The sequence below is a fragment of the Nocardia crassostreae genome, from assembly GCF_001613405.1.
Classification (GTDB): Bacteria; Actinomycetota; Actinomycetes; order Mycobacteriales; family Mycobacteriaceae; genus Nocardia; species Nocardia crassostreae.
In genome coordinates this window covers 325,280-344,612 of record NZ_BDCH01000014.1, presented here as the reverse complement: position 1 = coordinate 344,612, position 19,333 = coordinate 325,280, and the positions used below count along the sequence as shown (strand labels likewise).

The 19,333-nt window shown below is 68.4% G+C and carries 20 protein-coding genes; 11 read left to right on the top strand and 9 right to left on the bottom strand.

Going from position 1 to position 19,333, the window contains the following annotated elements; genetic code table 11:
• Nucleotides 1-92: 92 nt before the first annotated feature.
• The 3 genes from NC4_RS14200 to NC4_RS14195 all read left to right on the top strand — a co-directional run bounded on the left by NC4_RS14200 (nt 93) and on the right by NC4_RS14195 (nt 2,214).
• Entirely contained in the window at nt 93-1,442 is a 1,350-nt protein-coding gene (locus tag NC4_RS14200; RefSeq protein ID WP_084529067.1) for a M20/M25/M40 family metallo-hydrolase, read from the top strand.
• 77 nt (nt 1,443-1,519) lie between these two features.
• Nucleotides 1,520-1,684 (top strand): hypothetical protein, encoded by a 165-nt coding sequence (locus NC4_RS40210; RefSeq protein WP_157554687.1) that lies wholly within the window; start codon nt 1,520-1,522, stop codon nt 1,682-1,684.
• 254 nt (nt 1,685-1,938) lie between these two features.
• Nucleotides 1,939-2,214: a hypothetical protein gene (locus NC4_RS14195; RefSeq protein ID WP_067537497.1), complete on the top strand. Its 276-nt coding sequence runs from the start codon at nt 1,939-1,941 to the stop codon at nt 2,212-2,214.
• 150 nt (nt 2,215-2,364) lie between these two features.
• Here NC4_RS14195 and NC4_RS14190 read toward each other — a convergent pair whose 3' ends face one another.
• Nucleotides 2,365-4,188, bottom strand: coding sequence for an AMP-dependent synthetase/ligase (locus tag NC4_RS14190; protein ID WP_067537494.1), 1,824 nt, complete (start codon nt 4,186-4,188; stop codon nt 2,365-2,367).
• Nucleotides 4,189-4,877: 689 nt separating this feature from the next.
• On the opposite strand from NC4_RS14190, the gene ribA reads away from it, so the two are divergent.
• The gene (gene ribA / locus NC4_RS14185; RefSeq protein ID WP_067537491.1) at nt 4,878-5,624 is read left to right on the top strand and encodes a GTP cyclohydrolase II RibA; all 747 of its coding nucleotides are present in this window, start codon (nt 4,878-4,880) and stop codon (nt 5,622-5,624) included.
• Here the strand turns inward: ribA and NC4_RS14180 are convergent.
• Together NC4_RS14180 and NC4_RS14175 are read right to left on the bottom strand one after the other, a co-directional pair.
• Entirely contained in the window at nt 5,621-6,385 is a 765-nt protein-coding gene (locus tag NC4_RS14180; protein ID WP_067537487.1) for a GTP cyclohydrolase II, read from the bottom strand. The genes ribA and NC4_RS14180 overlap by 4 nt on opposite strands.
• A gap of 54 nt (nt 6,386-6,439) precedes the next feature.
• Complete coding sequence (locus NC4_RS14175; protein WP_067537484.1) at nt 6,440-7,939, bottom strand: carbohydrate kinase family protein; 1,500 nt, start codon at nt 7,937-7,939, stop codon at nt 6,440-6,442.
• A gap of 425 nt (nt 7,940-8,364) precedes the next feature.
• Here NC4_RS14175 and NC4_RS14170 point away from each other — a divergent pair, with 425 nt between their 5' ends.
• The 3 genes from NC4_RS14170 to NC4_RS41340 all read left to right on the top strand — a co-directional run bounded on the left by NC4_RS14170 (nt 8,365) and on the right by NC4_RS41340 (nt 9,504).
• Complete coding sequence (locus NC4_RS14170; RefSeq protein WP_157554685.1) at nt 8,365-8,643, top strand: hypothetical protein; 279 nt, start codon at nt 8,365-8,367, stop codon at nt 8,641-8,643.
• Nucleotides 8,640-8,921 carry a hypothetical protein gene (locus tag NC4_RS14165; protein WP_067537480.1) on the top strand — a complete coding sequence of 94 codons (282 nt, stop codon included), beginning with the start codon at nt 8,640-8,642 and terminating at the stop codon, nt 8,919-8,921. Before NC4_RS14170 ends, NC4_RS14165 begins: the two co-directional genes overlap by 4 nt.
• 169 nt (nt 8,922-9,090) lie before the next feature.
• Nucleotides 9,091-9,504, top strand: coding sequence for a hypothetical protein (locus NC4_RS41340; protein ID WP_067537477.1), 414 nt, complete (start codon nt 9,091-9,093; stop codon nt 9,502-9,504).
• A gap of 227 nt (nt 9,505-9,731) precedes the next feature.
• Here the strand turns inward: NC4_RS41340 and NC4_RS14155 are convergent, their stop codons facing one another.
• The 3 genes from NC4_RS14155 to NC4_RS14145 are packed head-to-tail and all read right to left on the bottom strand — an operon-like array spanning nt 9,732 to nt 12,114.
• Nucleotides 9,732-10,811 (bottom strand): quinone-dependent dihydroorotate dehydrogenase, encoded by a 1,080-nt coding sequence (locus tag NC4_RS14155; protein ID WP_067538082.1) that lies wholly within the window; start codon nt 10,809-10,811, stop codon nt 9,732-9,734.
• 26 nt (nt 10,812-10,837) lie between these two features.
• Nucleotides 10,838-11,104: a DUF5703 family protein gene (locus tag NC4_RS14150; protein WP_067537474.1), complete on the bottom strand. Its 267-nt coding sequence runs from the start codon at nt 11,102-11,104 to the stop codon at nt 10,838-10,840.
• Entirely contained in the window at nt 11,104-12,114 is a 1,011-nt protein-coding gene (locus NC4_RS14145) for a YncE family protein (RefSeq protein ID WP_067537472.1), read from the bottom strand. Before NC4_RS14145 ends, NC4_RS14150 begins: the two co-directional genes overlap by 1 nt.
• A 248-nt stretch (nt 12,115-12,362) precedes the next feature.
• Here NC4_RS14145 and NC4_RS14140 point away from each other — a divergent pair, with 248 nt between their 5' ends.
• From NC4_RS14140 to NC4_RS14125, 4 genes are all read left to right on the top strand, one after another.
• On the top strand, nt 12,363-12,719 hold the full coding sequence (locus NC4_RS14140; RefSeq protein WP_067537469.1) for a hypothetical protein: 357 nt from the start codon (nt 12,363-12,365) through the stop codon (nt 12,717-12,719).
• Between the two features lie 125 nt (nt 12,720-12,844).
• Nucleotides 12,845-13,381 carry a WKL family lipoprotein gene (locus NC4_RS14135; protein ID WP_067537468.1) on the top strand — a complete coding sequence of 179 codons (537 nt, stop codon included), beginning with the start codon at nt 12,845-12,847 and terminating at the stop codon, nt 13,379-13,381.
• Entirely contained in the window at nt 13,381-15,420 is a 2,040-nt protein-coding gene (locus tag NC4_RS14130) for an MMPL family transporter (protein ID WP_067537465.1), read from the top strand. The genes NC4_RS14135 and NC4_RS14130 overlap by 1 nt, the downstream gene beginning before the upstream one ends.
• A gap of 150 nt (nt 15,421-15,570) precedes the next feature.
• On the top strand, nt 15,571-16,086 hold the full coding sequence (locus tag NC4_RS14125) for an HD domain-containing protein (protein ID WP_067538079.1): 516 nt from the start codon (nt 15,571-15,573) through the stop codon (nt 16,084-16,086).
• Nucleotides 16,087-16,093: 7 nt separating this feature from the next.
• On the opposite strand, the gene NC4_RS14120 is transcribed toward NC4_RS14125, so the two are convergent.
• From NC4_RS14120 to NC4_RS14110, 3 genes are all read right to left on the bottom strand, one after another.
• On the bottom strand, nt 16,094-16,954 hold the full coding sequence (locus NC4_RS14120) for a heme ABC transporter ATP-binding protein (protein WP_067538076.1): 861 nt from the start codon (nt 16,952-16,954) through the stop codon (nt 16,094-16,096).
• Nucleotides 16,951-17,691, bottom strand: coding sequence for a FecCD family ABC transporter permease (locus NC4_RS14115; RefSeq protein WP_067538073.1), 741 nt, complete (start codon nt 17,689-17,691; stop codon nt 16,951-16,953). Before NC4_RS14115 ends, NC4_RS14120 begins: the two co-directional genes overlap by 4 nt.
• A gap of 590 nt (nt 17,692-18,281) precedes the next feature.
• Nucleotides 18,282-19,319, bottom strand: coding sequence for a heme/hemin ABC transporter substrate-binding protein (locus NC4_RS14110; protein ID WP_067537462.1), 1,038 nt, complete (start codon nt 19,317-19,319; stop codon nt 18,282-18,284).
• Nucleotides 19,320-19,333: the final 14 nt, after the last annotated feature.

The following is a 19,333-nucleotide window of genomic DNA, read 5'->3' as shown; positions in this document are numbered from 1 at the left end:
GAATCGAGGTGGCGGGGTGCGACCTGCGCGTGACGCATGAGCGGGGTCGAGCACTCGGACACCGCGTAGTGCCGAGGTGGTAGGAAAGTGAAGTGTCCAAAACAGGTGAAACTCGCACGTCCCCTGCCGTCGCGGAAGTCGTGGACCTGGTCAGCACGCTGATCCGGTTCGACACCTCCAATACCGGCGAGCTGGAAACCACCAAGGGCGAGCGCGAATGCGCCGAATGGGTGATCGAGCGCCTGCAGGAGGTCGGGTATACGACCGAGTACGTGGAATCCGGTGCGCCCGGACGCGGCAATGTCTTCGCGCGCTTGCAGGGCGCGGACTCCTCGCGCGGTGCGCTGCTCACGCACGGGCATCTCGATGTCGTTCCCGCCGAGGAGTCCGACTGGAGCGTGCACCCGTTCTCCGGGGCCGTGCGCGACGGATATGTGTGGGGCCGCGGCGCGGTCGATATGAAGGATATGGTCGGCATGATGCTGGCCATCGCCCGGCAGTTCAAGATCGAGGGCACGGTGCCGCCGCGCGATATCGTCTTCGCCTTCCTCGCCGACGAGGAGAACTGCGGGCGCTGGGGTTCGCAGTGGCTGGTGGAGCATCGGCCGGATCTGTTCGAGGGCATTACCGAGGCGGTCGGGGAGGTCGGCGGGTTCTCGCTCACCGTGCCGCGGCCCGACGGCACCGAGCGGCGGCTGTATCTGGTGGAGACCGCCGAGAAGGGGCTGGGCTGGATGCGGTTGCGCGCCAAGGCGCGTGCGGGGCACGGGTCGTTCCTGCACGAGGACAATGCGGTCACCATTCTGTCGCAGGCGGTGGCGCGGCTGGGCACCCACACCTTCCCGCTGGTCGTCTCGGATTCGGTGGCCGAGTTCCTGGCCGCGGTCGCCGAGGAGTCCGGGCTCGCCTTCGATCCGGCCTCGCCCGATATCGAAGGCCAGCTGGCGAAACTGGGCCCCATCTCCCGCATTATCGGCGCGACCCTACGGGATACGGCCAATCCGACCATGCTGCGCGCGGGTTACAAGGCGAATGTCATCCCGCAGACCGCCGAGGCGGTCGTCGACTGCCGGGTCGTGCCCGGTCGCCAGGCCGCCTTCGAACGCGAGGTCGACGCCCTCATCGGCCCGGACGTGGAACGTGAGTGGATCACCAAACTCGATTCCTACGAAACCACTTTCGACGGCCACCTCGTCGACGCCATGAACGACGCCATCCTCGCCCACGACCCGGCGGGGCGCACCGTGCCCTATATGCTCTCCGGCGGCACCGACGCGAAAGCCTTCGCCCGCTTGGGAATCCGCTGCTTCGGTTTCGCGCCGCTGCAGCTGCCGCCCGAGCTGGACTTCACCGCCCTGTTCCACGGCGTCGACGAACGAGTTCCGGTGGAGTCGCTGGAATTCGGGACCCGGGTCTTGGAACATTTCCTGCTGAACTGCTGATCGAAAGGACTGCTCGTGCCCGACTACAGCTACAACCCTTACGCCGCGCTCCCGGAACTGCCTTCCTTGTTTTCGCCATGGCCGCGGGCATGCCGCCGAAGATGACCATCTTCACCGTCGGCGGACGACTCACCATCCAGGTCGAGTACGACACCGCCGCGCACAGTCACGCTCAGATGGGCCGGATCACCGAGGCCATGCAGACACAGGTGCGGGGCCTGTGCGGCAGCATCACCCGCTAGCCAGCGTGGGGGACGCGAGCGGACCGAGCGGCACGCCACGGTACTGCCTGGAATCGCCGTGCGATCCACGCCGCTCCTACCGCACCCCGCGATGGCGCCGCCCCCGGGCACAGCGAGACGCTGCCGACGCCCGTGGGAGAACCCGTGGCGGCCGGCAGATACCCCACGACACAAGCGAATCCGTCGACGGCGGTGATCCACGGACCGCGCGGCGGCGCCGGGCGTTCCGGGAGAGGGCGCTCGCGGTCGTAGCCATGACCCTGCTGCTGTTCGGCTACTCGGTCTTCATCTTCGGCCGGGCAGGCTGGGCGTGGGACGGCCCGCACACCGTCGCCGTCTCCGGCCAGTGGTTCGAGGTGGCCGGTCCCGTCACGGACCCGGACCTGACCACCCGCTGCGGCCCCCGCCAGCCCGTGCACGTCACCGGCCTGCACTACTGCCGCCTCCCGCAATCCTCGATGGCCCTGCTGATCTGGTACAACGGCGACCTGTACGCATTCGACACCACCCGCCCCCTGGCTTTCCCATGACCCGGCGAGTCCTGGACATGCGATCACCGGGAATTGGTGGCGGTATCGGTCGAGTAGCCTCCGCCACCAGTTCCCGGTCGTCGTCGTTTCAGACCGGATACGGGTGCGGCCCGGAGCGAAAGGCTCCGGGCCGCGGGGATACTCGGGTCGTTACGACAGGTTGATGACGCCCTCGGGTGCGGGAGTCGTGTACAGGGACGCGATTTCGGTCGCGTACTTGGTGGTGATCGGGTTGCGCTTGAGGGTGGGGGTGAGTTCGTCACCGCCGGGTTCCCAGCCCTTGTCGAGGATGACGAAGCGCTTGATCTGTTCCACGCGCGAGAGTTTCGCATTGGCGGTGGCGACGGCGGCCTTGATCTTGTCGATGATCTCCGGGGTGGTGGAGAGCGTCTGCAGGTCGGCGTCGGGGGTGCCCAGGGCCTTGGCGCGCACCACCGCGGTGTCGGGATCGAGGACGATGAGCGCGGCGATGAACGGCTTGGCGTCGCCGATGGCCACGACCTGGCCGACCAGGGAGGAGGCCGCCTTCACGGTGTTCTCGATATTTGTGGGAGACAGGTTCTTTCCCGCCTCGTTGATGATGAGTTCCTTCTTGCGGTCCACGATGGTGACGTACCCGTCGCCGTCGATGGTGGCCACGTCGCCGGTGTGCAGCCAGCCGTCGGCGTCGATGGCCTCGGCGGTCTTCTCCGGCATCTTGCGGTAGCCGCGGGTGACGATGGCGCCGCGCAGCAGCAGCTCACCGTCCTCGGCCAGCTTGATCTCGGTGCCCTGCAACGTGATTCCCACGGTGCCCGGGCGCGGCTTGTCGAGCGGGGTGTAGGTGCCCACACCGGAGGTCTCCGACATGCCCCACACTTCCGTGACCGTAAACCCAAGGCCCAGCATGTATTCCAGGGTCTCCGGCGGAATGGCCGCGGCGCCGGAGACGGCGACCTTGAGCTCGTCGAAGCCCAGCGCGTGGCGCAGCTTGGACAGCACCAGCGCGTCGGCGATCTTGTGCTGCACATCCAGCAGCGCGCCGCGCCCGGTACCGGCCAGATCGGCGCGCGCGGCGCTCACGCCGACGCCGATGGCCCAGTTGGCCAGGGCCTTCTTGACCCCGCTGGGTTCGGTGGCCAGCTTGGCGTCGATGCCCGCCTTGATCTTCTGCCACACTCGCGGCACGCCGAAGAACGCGGTCGGGCGGGCATCGGGCAGCGCGGCGGCGATCTCGCGCGGATCCGGGACGGTGGTCATCTGCACACCGGTGAACAGGTTGGCGCAGTGACCGGAAATGCGGTCGGCCACATGGGCGGCGGGCAGATACGACACCGACCGGTCGTCCAGTCCGACTACGAGGGGCCCGCTGACCAGGCCCACGATCTGGGCGACCACATTGGAATGGGTCAGCTCCACACCCTTGGACGGCCCCGTGGTGCCGGAGGTGTAGATGAGCGTGGCCACATCATCGGGCTTGACCGCCCGCAAGGCGGCGTCGAAATCGAAATCGGCCGCGGGTGCGGCCTCCACCTCGGCCAGGGTGATGGTGCCCTCGGCACTGCCTTCCACCAGCACGATGTGCTCGAGCTCCACCCCCGCCCCGCGCACCGCGTCGAGGAACACCAGCTCGGTGATCACGACCTTGTTCTCGGCATTGGTGAACAAGTGCGTGATCTGCTCGGCCGAACTCGTGTTGTAGATCGAGAACGGCGTCGCCCCCACATGCAGCGCCGCGGTATCGACCAGATTGAACTCCGGCCGATTGGTCAGCATGATCCCCACGGTGTCCCCGTGGCCCACCCCCAACCCCGCGAGCCCGGCCGCGAGCGTGCGCACCCGCTCCGCATACTCCCGCCAGGTGATCTGCTGGGTACCCCCCACCGTCCGCAACGCCACCTGCTCAGGCCGCAGCGTCACCGTCTCCTGAAACGCCTCCGGAATGGTGAAGACCGTTTTGCCCGATTTGTGCGTATAGCCGATGTCTGTCGTCATAACCCTTTTCCCGATTGCCTCTCGCTCACACCCGCCACGCGCGCACCTCATCTACCTGCGCGAACCCCGTCGTCCCGAGAGATAACCGCAAATGGCCGCGCGCCATACTGTGGCGCGGCTCACTCATCGTAGCCACAAATTGACCCTTGTGTCGCGCACAACAGCACGGGCCTTGTGGTGAGGCCGCAGACCGCCGCCGGATCGGCCCGCGAAACCTGGTCCATCACCGCCCGGAGGGGCCCGGGGCAGCGCGCCGCGTAACTCGACTGCGGCCGTGCGGCGACAGCGGCAGTGCTGCGGGACGCGCTGTCGACGCGCCACAATCGCCGCTCGGCGGATCGCTCGGATGCGGGCATCCGCACGGAGGCCGAGTCGGCAAGCGGCACAGCATCATCCGACGACACGCTCGCTTGCCGCACGTCCTTCGTGACACACCGAGAACTCTGCCCGGAGACCTTGTACGCCGGGTCGGGAAAGCGGCAGGATTGCTGCGATATACGCTCGTCGCGCTCGCCGATAGTGAGATGAACCACATCATCCCTGTGCCCGGCCAGCCGAGCGGGCGCACCTATGACGGAGGATCTCCTGGCTTGTCCACCTCAGTTGAGCCACCCGCGACGGGCGGCATAACACTCGCGCGCCACTACGAGCGCCTTCGGATCACCGCGCGAAGCCGGAAGCAGGGGCGAGTGCTGTATCCGGACGAATCCTCGACCACTGAACATCCGTTGACCCGCAAAGGCCAGGAATTGCGGGTGTGGGTGCGGCGCCTCGACGTCGGGGTCGACGGTGGTCACCTGCTGGTCTTCGGATCGATCACCGACCACTGTCTGGTGCGCATCCATTCCCGATGTCTCTACGGCGATGTGCTCCGATCCCAGGATTGCGATTGCGGTGCCGAACTCGACCGGACCATGGACATGATTCAGGCCGAGGGAAACGGCGTGCTGATCTATCTGGAGCAGGAGGGCCGTGGCACGGGCCTGACGATCAAGGCTCGTGGACTGCACTTGACCGAGGAACTCGGCGTCGACACCTTCGCCGCCTACGAGATGCTGGGTGAGGCGCCCGATCGGCGTTGTTACGCCACCGCGGCGGAAAGTATTGCCACCCTGGGCCTGTCCTCGGTGCGGCTGATCACCAACAACCCCGAGAAGGTGGCCGCGGTCCGGGCCGCGGGAGTGCGGGTGACCAAGGTCCCGGTGCATACGCTGCCGGAGAGTCGGCGCGCGGCGCGGTATCTGCGGGCCCAGCGGCGCCACGGCGGGCACCGGCTCCCGCTGCACTATCGGTCGCGCGTGGTGGTGCCGAGCCTGGCGACCGTCGTCGCCGTCGCAGGCGCGGTCGTCGCGTTCGCGGGATTCGTGCTGCTGGGCGGGTTCGTCGCGGTGGCGGGTATCGCCATCGGATTGGTGGGAGCGACCGGAGCCGCCTAGCTCGTCGACGCGGGCGCGCTGCGGCGGCCGACCAGCATGCCGACCGCTCCGGCCGCGCCCACTCCGACCGCGACGGCGACCGGCCGCATCGGCCGCCGCAGCATGCGCTGCTGGGACAGCAGTAGCCGCCGCATCCGGCGGTCGTAGTCCGGAAGATGGTGCCCGCATGAACGTTTGGCCTCGAGGTAGCGGCGTGCCCGTTCGCTGCGCGGCCGGGCGTGCAGCGGGACGGCGGTCACCCGCAGCCCGGCGGCCCGGACCGCGGCCACCTTCTCGGGGTTGTTGGTGAGCAGTCGCACCGAGCGCGGGCCCAGCGCCACCAGCGTGGCCACCGCGTCGTCGTAGCTGCGCAGATCGGCGGGGATGCCGAGGGCCTCGTAACTGGTGAAGGTGTCCGCGCCGGTGCGCTCACTGTGTTGGTAGCCACGGGCTTTCGCGATGAGTCCGGCGCCGCGGCCCTCTTGTTCGAGGTAGATGAGGATCCCGGCGCCCTCGTGCTGGATCAGGTCCAGTGACATGTCCAGTTCCCGGCTGCAGTCGCAGTCGTCGGAGCGCAGCACTTCCCCGTAGAGGCATCGCGAATGAATCCGCACCAGACAATCCTCGGGTAGCTTGTCGCCGAAAATCAGTGCGTGCCCGTTGGTGTCGTGACCGCCCACCGTGACGACTCGGATCGTGAGTTTGCGACCCTTGCGACTGAAGAAGTGCTGCGTCTCCGACAGGCACAACATCACGTGGATCATGTTGTCGGCCCACGGCATCCGTTTGCTCCCTACGCCGGTGGTACCGGTCGGAGGCGAATTCTCGACCCGCCGTTACGAGCTTTCGCGAATTACGGTGCCCCTATTCAGGTTACCGCCGTCGGCCACCAAGTCGATCCCGTTGAGTGAGGGCATCGAGGCCGGGATATAGGGCCCGGGACTGCGCGCGGAGATGGCCGCGGCGGCCCAGGTGAAATCGTCGGGCTCGGCCGGACGTCGGTTCTTCGTCAGCCGATACACCAGGGCGGCCGAGAAGGCCGGGGACGCGCCGGCGGCACGATCACTGGAATTGCTCTGGTACGGGATTCGGATCTCGTCACTCAGCGTTCGGATGGCGCAGCTCGCGATATCCACGGTGCACACCGCGCGGACGCCACGCCGCAGCAGGCGCTCGGTCGATTCCTCGGTGGTGCTCCCCGGCCACGTGCCCGCTATTTCGTCGGAGTTACCGATGAAATAGTCGACCGCTTCGAGATGTTCGTGCAGATGCCCCGGCAGCACCGTCGCCGGTGAGGCGTTGACGATCAACCAGGGGCGCGGTGTCAGATTGTGTACCACGCCGAGCACTTGCGCGATGATATCGATCGGCTGCTCGAAGGTCACCAGCACCGTGTCGGAGAAACGTAGCGCCTGGTGTACCGCGGCACTGTCGAGATCCGTACCGCTGAGACCGAGCCGATCCTTGCGGAACGCAATCGAATAGGACTCTCCGGACAGGAGCGTGACCACGGTCGCCATCGGAGTGGGGTATCCGCTCTTGACCTTCACCAGACTGGTGTCGACCCGCTCGTCGTGGAGGTACTTCAGAATGTGATCCCCGTCGTTGTCGTCGCCGATGGTGGCGATGAGTTGGACGTCGAGGCCCAGTTTGGCCAGGGCGACCGCACGATTGAGGCCCTTACCGCCCGCGTGGCGTTTGCGGTCGCCCCAGATCGAGGTGCCCGGTTCGGGAAACTTCTCGACCACATTGATGTAGTCGATGGCCGCGTCGCCGACGACCGTGACGGTCGCGTGCGACGGGGGCAGGTCATGTCCGGCCTCGCGTTTGGCCATGCTCGCGATATTGAGTTCGGACCCGGAGGTGAGCAGGGCGGCCAGTGCGGTGAAGGCGTCGCGTTCGGGCGAGTCGCGCAGCGTGCGCGGCGTCGGGGTCGGCGGGATATCGCTGCCCAGCGCCTGGTGCAGTGGTCGCCACGCTGCGGTGATGTAGGTGCGGCGCAGGCCGAGGTCGGGTGCGTAGAGTCGGTCGAGGTCGACGCCCGGGGGCGGTTCGGACCGGAACAGCTCCAGGCACAGTTCGGCATCGACGATGAGGCGCTGGGTGGGTGGCAGCTGGCGGGCGAGGTGGCCGACCACGCGCGGCAGCGCCTGTTCGGTGGTCATCCGGCTCAGATGCGCGTAGCGCCGCACCACGCTGAGCTGCAAAAGGGTGGTGACGTCGATCTCGGTGCTGTGCAACCGATCCGAACTCAGGCCTGACCGTTTGCGCAACCGGATGAGGATCCCGCGGACGGCGACCATACCGGGATCCTGCGGAAGATGGTGTCTGGTCATTCGACCCCAATGATACCGTCGGACAGGTTTAGCGGACAGAAAATCCGTCAATTCCATTGTGGCAACGGCAATTGCCGGAACCAAACGGCAAATGCCATCCTAGATTAGGCGAACAAACGCCTCCACCAGACGGTTCGGGAGGTTCTGGTGATTGGAGTAGCGCTCCTCAAACGACGGGTCCGCCGGGGTCGAAACGCCGCACGCAGCGAGGCCGACACCGAGCTGGAACCGAATGCCGTTGGGGTTTAGGCGAATATCAAGCCGCCTGGACACATTGGACCGATCAGTTCCCCGTCGCCCTGGACATCGCCTCATATTCTCCGCCCGGCGCAGCCGGTCGCCCCGGTTTCTGGTCGACCGGCCGCAGGCGTTACCGAATCAGGGTCTTCCCGGTGGCGACGACTCCCACCATCTGGAGAACCGTTGTGATCTACGAGAGCAGCCGAACGATCACCAGCAGCTTGAGCCCGGAGTGGGCGCGGCGGTTGGGGGGTCGTGCCGAACCGGCCTGGGAGCTGAGTTGGCGGCCCGAGCCGCTGCTCACGCGGGCGCAAGCCCGTGATGCTCTGGAGTTGACCGAAATATGTAGTGGCACTGCGGAACCGGGGGAGCGGGCCGAACAGCTCGCGGAGGAATTGGGGACCACGGTGCGGCATGTGATGGCGGTGTTGCATCAGCGGATGCTGGAACGGGGGAGACCGTGACGATTTATGTGGCCGATTGGCAGATGACGAGTGATCTCACCGATGAGGCGGCGCATCGGGTGGCTGATGGGTGGGAGTTGGAGTGGCGGTTGAGTTGGTTGCCGCATCGGCTGGTGTCGCGGGGGCAGGCGCTGGCGGGGATGGAGTTGGCGGAGATCTTTTCCGGGAATCATTTTCGGCAGGACATGATCTTGGCGGCGCGGGCGATAGTCAGTGCGGAGGAACTGGGGGTCAGCGTGGAGGACGCGATGTCCGTATTACTGGGGCGGAGGCGGTAATGGGAAATCCGATTTACCGGGCGGATTCGGGGTATTCGCTAATACCGACCACTCGGCATTCGATGAGGGATGAAACAGCCCCGCCGGGCACCGTCGCCGGCGGTGTACACACCACGAGGCGCGGGGGCAGGGATCCTGCTGGGCGCGAAGGGTCAGGGAGGTTGGAGCTGTGACGATCGATATCGGTCCCGAGGCGATGGTGAGCGACGTCAGCCCTGAGTACGCGTTCCGGGTGTCGGGACGCGGCGAGACGGTGTGGCGGTTGAGTTGGCTGCCCGAACACCGGCTCACGCGCGACCAGGCCCGGGCGGGCATGGAGTTGGACGAGATCCTCTCCAATCCCGACATCGTCGAGGACACCACGGCCCACGGCCTGGCGGGCGACCGCGCCGCCAGCCTGGGCATCGCCGTCGAACAAGCGGTCCTGGTGCTGGCCCGCCGCACCGTCGAACGGGTGCACGGCGGGCTGCCCGCCGCCTGGACGGCCGAAATCGACACCACCGAACCGCTGCTGTCCGGCTGGTACACCCCCGGCCACGTCGCGAGCACCTCCGGCGCCCGCTCACAGCACCTATGGCGCTGACCCGGCGGCCATGTGTGTGTGAAACGAGCACGACCGGGAACTGGTGGCGGTGGCTACTCGGCGAATGCCGCCACCAGTTCCCTGTGATCGCGTGTCCAGGAGACGAATACGAGCCTCCCGGCCCGTCGGCGTGCCGGGAGGCGGGCCCGGTGAGGCTCGGTGTCGAGGGGTCGGCCGCCGGTGGGGTGGGCGGCGCGGCGATTCGATTGCCGGGCGGGGGGATTCGGTCAGGCGCGGGTGGTGTGGCCGGAGCCGACGGCTTCGGAGAGGCTGGCGTAGCCGCCTGCGCGGAGGCGGTCGGCGATGCCGCGGTGGATGCGCTTGGCCCACAGGGGGCCGCCGTAGATGAAGCCGGTGAAGCCCTGGAGCAGGGAGGCTCCGGCGAGGATGCGTTCCCAGGCCTGGTCGGCGGTTTCGATGCCGCCGACGGAGATGAGGACCAGTTTGTCGCCGACGCGGGCGTACAAGCGGCGCAACACTTCCAGGGAGCGGTCGGCGACCGGGGGGCCGGACAGGCCGCCCGCGCCGAGGGCCGATACCTCGTCGGCGGGGGTGCGCAGGCCGTCGCGGCGGATGGTGGTGTTGGTGGCCACGATTCCGGCCAGGCCGAGTTCCACGGCGAGGTCGGCGACGGCGTCGATGTCCTCGTCGGAGAGGTCGGGGGCGATCTTGACCAGGACCGGGACGGTGACGCTGTCGAGCACGGCCTGCAGGATGGGGCGCAGGGAGGTGACCGCTTGCAGGTCGCGCAGGCCGGGGGTGTTGGGGGAGCTGACATTGACGACCATGAAGTCGGCCAGCGGGCCCAGCAGTTTCGCGCTGATGGCGTAGTCGGCGGCGGCGTCCTCGGGTTCGACGACCTTGGTCTTGCCGATATTGGCGCCCAGCGGCACGCCGCCGGGTCGCCGCTCGGCCAGGTGCAGGGCGGCCGCGGCCGCGCCATGATTGTTGAAGCCCATGCGGTTGATCAGCGCGCGATCGGCGGGCAGGCGGAACAGGCGCGGCGCCGGATTACCGGGCTGAGCCTGGGCGGTGACGGTGCCGATCTCGGCGTAGCCGAAACCCAGCGGGCCCCACGCCTCGGCGCCCTCGGCGTTCTTGTCGAAGCCCGCGGCCAGGCCCAACGGCGCGGGGAAGTCCACGCCGAAGAGCCGGGTGCGCAGGATGGGGTCGTCGGCGACGAGCAGTTTCGCCGTCGCCGCCCGCCCGGGCGCGAACCGGGTGGCGAGTTTCATCGCGCCGAAGGCCAGGTGGTGAATGCGTTCCGGCGGCAGCAGGAACATTACCTTCAGCAGCCACGCGTACAGGCGCTCGCTGAGAGAGGACACGGGGGTCACATCACCGCCTCGGGTGTCGGGGACAGCAGGGAGCTCTTGCGGCGGCGCAGCAGCACGCGACGACTGCCGTCGGTGTAGGCACGCACCCACGACAACTCCCAGCCGCCGAATTCGGCCTGGATGGCCAGGCGCATGGAGGCGGTGACGCGATTCATCTCGCGGGGTAGTCGCAGGGGAATGTATTCGTACTCGTCGCTGGAAGATGCCTCCCAGTCCGCCGGTAGTTCGCGCGAGGTGCGCGCTGATCGTGAGGCCCGAGCCATCACTGCCCTCTCTTCCGCAGGTCCGCGCCGATCCGCTGCAGACCGTCGCCGGTCGCGGATCCCACGAACATGTCACCGGTGCGTTCGTCGATGGTCACCGTGTTGGGCTGGCGCACCGTCTGGAAGCGCCCCACCTCCACAGGTATACCCGTCGACAGGTCGTAGCCGACGACTTCGTTGCTGCCTGTCAGCGTCACCCACACGGTCTCGGACCGCTGATCGTAGGCGAGTGCGTAGGGCGACGAGCCTACCGGGAAACGCTGGTGCAGGACCAATGGATCGGCGGTGTAGACCAGCAGCTCGTGCCCGGCGGTATCGGTGACGATGCGACGGCCGAAGTGGTCGCCGATCATGTTCGTGGCTCCGTCGCCGGCGCGCAGGGTCAGTCCGGCGCGGTCCTCGGCGAGGTTGAGCTCGGAGACGGTGGTCTGGCGGCGGTCGAGCACCACCACCGCATCGTCGCTGGTATCGATGGCGTCGGCCGACACCAGACCCGAAATGCGGTCGCGCACAGCGCCATCGGATCCCAGGATGAGCACCGGCCCGCTCGCCAGCCCGGCGACCACGTCCCCGTCGGCGCGCAGCGCGACCGCGCGCACGTCCCCGTCGACCGGGAGTTCGGTGAGTGCCCCGGAGGCGACGTCCACGCGCAGCACCTTGCCGGGGGCGGCCAGCAGAATCTCGCCGGGCTTACCGGGTGCGAGCGCGACGGCCTCGGCGGGCAGCGACACCGTGCGCCCGGTCCCGGCGCCGGGATCGCGCAGTTGCAGGGTGCGGGGATCGGTGAGGATCGCGAGCGCGCCGGTGGCCGGTTCGGCCAGCAGTGCAGTGATTCCCGCGCTGGGGCTCACCTCCCCGGCGGGCGTGACGGTCACCGCGGGCGCGCTCGCCGCGGTGGCGGGCTCACGCGTCGGCTTGTCCCCGGATTCGTCGCCCGACGAACATCCGGCGAGCAGGGTCACCGCTGTCACCCCCGCGAGGGCCGACCGGATCCAGCCGCGACGGCGCATGCAGCGAACTCCTAACTGACCGACAACCGAAAATCATGCGTGCTCTCTAATCTGACCATGATCCCCTTCCCGGCCCGGTGGGCGGGGGTGTCCGCGGCGGCGCGCCGCGGCGGCTTGCTGTACCGATTGCCCAGCCGTGGCGTGTTCGAATCCCTCCGAGTCATATGACGTGACATGGGTTTTCGGTGGCGGTGTCGGTGGATGCGGTTACGGTGGAATCAAGAGTGGGCACTGTCAGGGAGTTTCTGTTGGAGACCGACCACACCTCGAGCTTCACCGTCGAAGACGTGACCGTGGGTCGTTACGCGCACGGGTTCGGGGTCACCGGAGACGGTCGATCGTTCGCTTTCCGCACGCTGCGAGCGACATTGACCTTGGAGATCTATCGGCCCGATCTGGAGTCGGCGGTCCCGGCCACCGAGGATGTGGTGGCGATCGCCGAAGCGCCGGTCACCGATATCGATCTCGACGACGAACGCAGCGTGATCGCGCTGGTGCGCGACCTGATTCCGCAGGCGGTGGCGGTGCCCGCGGCGCAACCGCGGGAGGCCACCACGGTGCGTGCGCTGCTGGGCCGATTGGGCGCGGTCATCGACGGCATGTGAGTTCGGTTCCAGAATGCGGCGGGGACGTCGCCGAAACGTGGTCGTGTGACGTGCGAATCAGCCTCGCGCCGTGCGCATGACAAACTAACGGCATCCAACCGCAGTTCGAGCATCCGAGGACCTTGATGGCTTTTCGACGACCGGCCGCCGCAATAGTGATTCTCGCCGCGCTCACCGCCGCCGTGACCGGCTGCGGCGGAGGCAATGACGATGACGCCTCGGTGGCCGCCGCCCGATCCTCGGCCTATGCCGCGCTGAGCTCGTCCTCGGCCGCCGCCGCGGCCAGCAGCGCGGTGTGCGCGCCCATCCCGACCGCGGCCGAACTGGACGCGCAGATCAAGTCCGCGCTCGATCCGGCGCTGCCCGATGCCGAGCGCACCGCGCTCATCGAGGACGGGGAGGCGTTCAAGGACGCCATTCCGGACATGTACAAGGCTCTCGAGGAGAATCCGACGGCCGTCTACGGCGTCAGTGACCCGGTTTTCGACAATCACGACGGCACGCTGACCGCGACGCTGAGCCTGGACAAGGACGGCACCGGCACCAATGTGCGCACCACCGTGGTGCATTTCGTGTACTCCGACGGGCGCTGGAAGATCTCGCGCACCGATCTGTGCGGCATTCTGCGCTCGGCCGATTACTCCACCCCGGCCTGCGGCTGATGCTGGAGACCGGATCCCTGCGGTGGGGGCGTTTCATCCACCGCAACCGGTACCTGGTGTGCGCGGTGTTCGCGCTGGCCGTGCTGGCCTCGGGGTTCTACGGGCGGGATCTGGGCGATCACCTGACCCAGGAGGGCTGGTTCGACGAATCCAGCGAATCGGTGGCTGCCTCGAAACTCACCGATTCCACCTTCGGGCGCGATACCGACAGTGATCTGATCGTCCTCTACACCGCCCCGCCCGGGCACACCCTCGACGACGAGCCGATCCGCACGGCGGTGGCCGCGGAGTTGAACCGGTTGCGCACCACGCACTCCGAGCAGATCTTCAAGATCGACTCGTACTGGGACGGCCCCATGATGGGCGCCTTCGCCACCCCCGATCGCACCCACGCCTTCGCCAGTATCGGCCTGCAGGGCGGCGGCGGCACCGACACGGTCGACAACTACATGGCGATCAAGAACGAATTCCACGCTGGGACAGCGGGTTCGGGGCCCGGCGGCACCACGGTGCAGCTGGCGGGCTTGCAGCCGGTGGTGGAGGGCATCAATACCGGCATGCAGCGCGATATCCATCGCGCGGAGCTGATCGCGCTGCCGATCGTGGCGATCCTGCTGTACTTCGTGTTCGGTGGCGTCGTGGGGGCGCTGCTACCGGTGCTCATCGGCGGCATGACCATCCTGGGCAGCCAGGGCATCATGCAGATGCTCACCGACCACCTGCAGGTGAACGTGTTCGCCTCGGCGGTGGTGACCCTGGTGAGCCTGGGGCTGGCCATCGACTACGGACTGTTCGCGGTGACCCGCTTCCGGGAGGAGCTGGCGGCGGGGCGCAGCGTGGAGGAGGCCACCGCCCGCACCGTCGCCACCGCCGGGCGTACGGTGCTGTTCTCGGCGGGCATCATCGCGGTGAGCCTGGGGGCGTTGTTCATCTACCCGAACGGGGTGCTGCGCTCGGTGCCGCTGGGCGGTATCTCCTCGGTGCTGCTGGCGGCGGTGCTGCCCGCGGTGTTGTCGATCGTGGGGCGGCGCATCGATTTCCTGGGCTGGCATCGGTTCGCCAGCATTCGCACCGCCGAGCAGATCGATGCCGGATTCTTCTCGCGGCTGGCGCTTTTCGCCATGCGCAAACCGTGGCTGGTGATCGTGCCGGTGGTGCTGGGGCTGCTGGTGCTGATCCTGCCGTTCCGCAATATCGAGTTCGGGGGGTTGAGCGAACGGTATCTGTCGGCGGACAATCCGGCGCGAGTGGCGCAGCAGGACTTCGACCGGCTGTTCCCGACCTTCCGCACCGAACCGCTGAAACTGGTGGTGGTCGACGCGAGCCCGCAGCAGCTCTCAGATATCCGCTTCGAGGCCAATGCGGTGGCGCGGCAGTACATGACCGGGCCGTTGGATCCGATCGCGCCGACCAAGGACGGCATCACCGTGCTGGGCAGCGGCATTCAGGACCCGCCCGGGGTGCAGGTGATGGTCGCCGGGGTGCCCGCGCTGGAACGTGACAGCATCTACGGGCTCATCGAGGGCCTGCCGCTGCTGGCGGCGATCCTGATCGCGGCGGCGCTGGCCTTGATGTACGCCGCCTTCCGCTCCCTGGTGCTGGTGGTGAAGGCGGTCGCCATGAGCGCCCTCAGCCTCGGCTCGACCCTGGGCATCCTCACCTGGATCTTCGTCGAGGGCCACGGCGCGGAATTGTTCGACTTCACCCCTGGCCCACTGATGTTCGCCGTGCTCGTGCTCATCGTGACGGTGCTGTTCGGCCTGTCCACCGACTACGAGGTGTTCCTGCAATCGCGCATGGCCGAGGCCCGCGCCGACGGCGCACCCCCGGCCGAAGCCATCCGCTACGGCATTGCCCACACCGGCGGCGTCATCACCTCGGCGGCCGCGATCCTGATCGTGGTGACGGGCGCGTTCGGCTTCTCGGACCTGGTGCTGATGAAGTACATCGCCTACGGCATGATCGCGGCACTGTTGCTGGACGCCACCGTGATTCGCATGCTGCTGACGCCCGCGGCGCTCAAGCTGGTGTGGCGCTGACCACCGGCTCGGCGCAGGCTACCGCAGACCGGTGGGCGAGTGCCCGGCTATTCGACGGTGCTGGCGGATGGTGGCGTGGTCGCCGATGATGTCGGTGAGGGCTGTCGGTTCGCCGCCGACGCCGGTCGAGTCGGAGGGGGCACAATCGTTATGGCACTGGATGATCTCGAACGTGTGGCGCAGCAACTCGCTGCCCGCGCGCACCCCGAACAGCGGTACGGGGCCCACCCGTACACCCATCATTTGGCGGCGGTGCGCGCGCAACTGGCCGCGTACGGATTCGACGGTGAGGTCGCGGTGGCGGCGTGGCTGCACGATGTGGTCGAGGACACCGAGGTCGGCATCGAGGACATTCGTGCCGAATTCGGGGAGGTGGTCGCGCGGCTGGTGTGGGCGGTCACCGGGATCGGGCCCGATCGACCGGCTCGAAACCAGGACGCGTACACCAAGATTCGCGCCTATCCGCGGGCGGTGGTGCTGAAGCTGGCCGACCGGATCGCCAATATGGAGGCTGCGGCCGCCGACAATCCGGGGCTGTGGGAGATGTATCGGCGCGAATACCCGCAGTTCCGTGGGTCCTTGGAGTCGTTGCTGCCCGGCGAACCGGCGGTGGCGTCGATGTGGCAGCACCTCGACGACCTGTATCAGGACACGACCGGTCGGTGACGTCGCGCTAGTGCCGGTCGAGTCGGCCGCGGACCGGCAGGACCAGCTGGGCGCCGGTGACCGGGTGGTCGAACACGTCGACCGGATGCTGGTAGACCCGCGAGAGCAAGGCCCCGGTGAGGACGTCGCGCGGCGGCCCGTCGGCGGCGATGCGCCCGGCATCGAGGACGGCGACGCGGTCGGCGTAGGCGGCGGCGACGCCGAGGTCGTGCACGACGACCACCACGGCGTCCCCCGCGGTGGCGCGGGCGCGGGCCAGGCGCAGGACCTGTTCCTGGTGGCCGAGATCGAGGGCGGCGGTCGGTTCGTCGAGCAGCAGGGTGGCGGTGTCCTGGGCGAGGACGCGCGCGAGCGCGACGCGGGCGCGTTCGCCGCCGGACAGGGCCGGGAACTGCCGTCCGGCAAGGTGTTCGACGTCGGTGGCGTGCAATGCGGCGGCGATCTGCCGGTCGTCTTCCTGGCGTGCGGTGCGCGCCCAGGGCGCGCGCCCCATGGCGACGACTTCGCGTGCGGTGAAGGGGAAGCCGACGGTGTGGTTCTGGGGCAGCACGGCGCGGCGGCGCGCCATGTCGACCGGCACCCAGTGGGTGAGTGGCCTGCCGTCGAGTTCGACGCTGCCGGTGCCTGGTTCGAGTTCGCCCGCGAGGGCCGCGAGCAGGGTGGACTTGCCCGCGCCATTGGGTCCGACGAGGGCGACGATCTGTCCGGCGACCACGTCGAAGTCGATGTCCTCGAGCACCCGCCTGCCGCCATTGCGTTCGAGGGTCACCCCGCGCGCCCGCAGCGTGACCGCACCGGATTCGGGGGTCTGGGGGAGGTCGTGGCGGCGGGTGAAAACCCCGGAGATGCCACGCAATACGGTGCTCACGCCCACCCTCCCGATCGGGCGCGGGTGCGCCGCAGCAGCCAGAAGAAGAACGGCCCGCCGACCAGCGAGGTCAGCATGCCGAGGGGCAGATCCGCATTGTGCACCAGCGCCAGCGCCCCGATATCGGCCGCCAGCAACACCACCGCACCCAGAATCGCGCTCAAAGGAATCAACACCCGGTGCGCGGGCCCGACGAGCATGCGCACCAGATGCGGCACGATCAACCCCACGAACAGAATGATCCCGGTGAACGCCACCCCCGCCGTGGCCAGCACCGCCACCACGACGATCACATTGCGCCGCAACCGCTCCACATCCACCCCCAGATGCCGCGCCGCGGACTCCCCGAGTGCCAGCAGATCCAGCTTCGCCGCCATCAGCACCGCCGCGCCCACCCCGATCACGCCGGGCTCAGCGAGGGGATTGGCGAACACCCCCTGCAACAATGCACCCGCTGTAGCCAAGGCCGCCCCCACGAGGATCGCCATCACGACCCGCGGAAACCGCACCTCCCACAACGTCACATCCCCGGCCGGATGTGCGGGCATCGGCCCCCAATCGAGCCCGATCCGATGAAAGAAGCTCCCCGCCACCTCCACCGGCGTCGTCGGCACCTGTCCCACCGCCGCCGAAATCAACGCCAGCACGATCAACGCCGCAATCCCGGCCGCGAAAATGAGTGCCGTCCGTGACCACCGCCGCGAGCCCCCGCCGCCGCGCCCGGCGTTGCCGGTCACGCCCGGCGGGTCCGCCGGTTGCTGCCCGCCCGCGCGTGCCCCGGCATCGACTGCCCCCGCGCTCCCTGGCCGCGACAGCTCGGTGCGGCCGACGAGTGGCGGCGGAGTGAGAGCCGAATCCGCGGCGTCGGCTGCGCGGGTCGTAGGCGAGTTGAGTGCTCCCGCTCGGTAATCGGATTCGTGCCCTTCGCCGGAGGTATTCGCGCGCTGCGGCGCCACCGCGGCGGTATGTGCCTGTGCCGCAGGAGTATCGGAGGGCTCGGCAACGCGGCCGGGCCCGGGCGCGACCACGGCATCGGAGGCGCTGTGCACCCCGGCACCCACTGCGGCATCCTGACCGCCGGTCCCCGGTCGCGCCGCATCGGTGCCGACCGGCGCCATGGCGGGGCTCGGCTGGGCCGATGAGTTCGGATACAAGGTGTGGCCAGCGGTGGCGGTATTCGCTTCGGGGTGCACGGCCATCGCATCTTCGGCGAGCGGTGATCCCGTCGCCTCCTGTCGGGGCGGCGAATCAGGGTTTGCGGTAGGGGAATCCAGCGGGGTGTGCGGGCCGGGGTCGGAGATGGTCGCGTCGTCGGGGGTCGGGTCGGTCATGCCGTCTTGGTGCCGTAGACGGCTTGGACGAGGGCGGCGACGACGCGGCCGGTATTGGGGCCGAAGGAGAGCAGGACGGCGTCGGACATGTCGACGACGCGTTTGTTCTTTCCGGCGGGGGTTTGGGCTATGCCGGGGATCTTGGCGAGGCCGTCCACGCCGCCGACGGAGGTCAGGCCGTCGGACATGACGAGGATGACGTCGGGGGCGGCGGCGATGAGGGCTTCGCTGGTGATCGGGATGAACGGTTCGGTGACGCCGGAGGCGGTGCCCGCGTCTTCGCCGCCGAGGGCGGTGATGAGGGAGTCGGCGCCGGAGCCGGGGCCCGCGATCATGGTGATGGCGGTGGAGCGCAGGTAGAGGAAGGCGATGCGCAGGGGCTTGTCGTGCGGGGGCACTGAGGCCGTGGCGGCGGCGATTTCGTCGGTGGTGCGCTGGGCGAGCTGTTTGCCCGCGGCGGGGACGCCGAGGGCGGCGGCGACGGCTTCGATCTGCGGGCCGACACCGGCCATGGTGCGCTGCGGATCAAAATAGACGACGGTGATGCCCAGGGCGCGCAACTGGTCGCGCATGACGGGGGTGGCGCTGGTGGTGTCGGTGAGGAAGACCGACGGGCTCAGTGCCGCAATGGCTTCCACGTTCAGCGTGCCGGAACCGGCAGTGATGTTGGGCAGATCCTTCACCGCGGGGAACGCCGCGGAGGTGGAGCGGCCGACCAGGTTCTTGCCGAGGCCGAGGGCGACGACGGTCTGGGTGAGGGTGCCGTAGCGGTCGGCGGCGATGATGCGGCCGACATCGGTGACAGTCACGTCGCCGCCGTCGAAGGAGCGCACCGTCACCGGCAGCACCGGTGTCGGCGCGGGCTCGATCGGCACCGGATTCAGGTCTCCGACGGTGGCGGTGGCGGGACCCTGCCCACCGGTCGCGGTCTCGGTTCCGTTGCCGCAGGCGGTCGCGCTCGCGACGAGGGTTCCGGTGAGCAGCACGAGCAGGGTACGAACGACGGCTGATCGAGCACTCACGAAACTCCTCATGCAGGCAAGGCTAG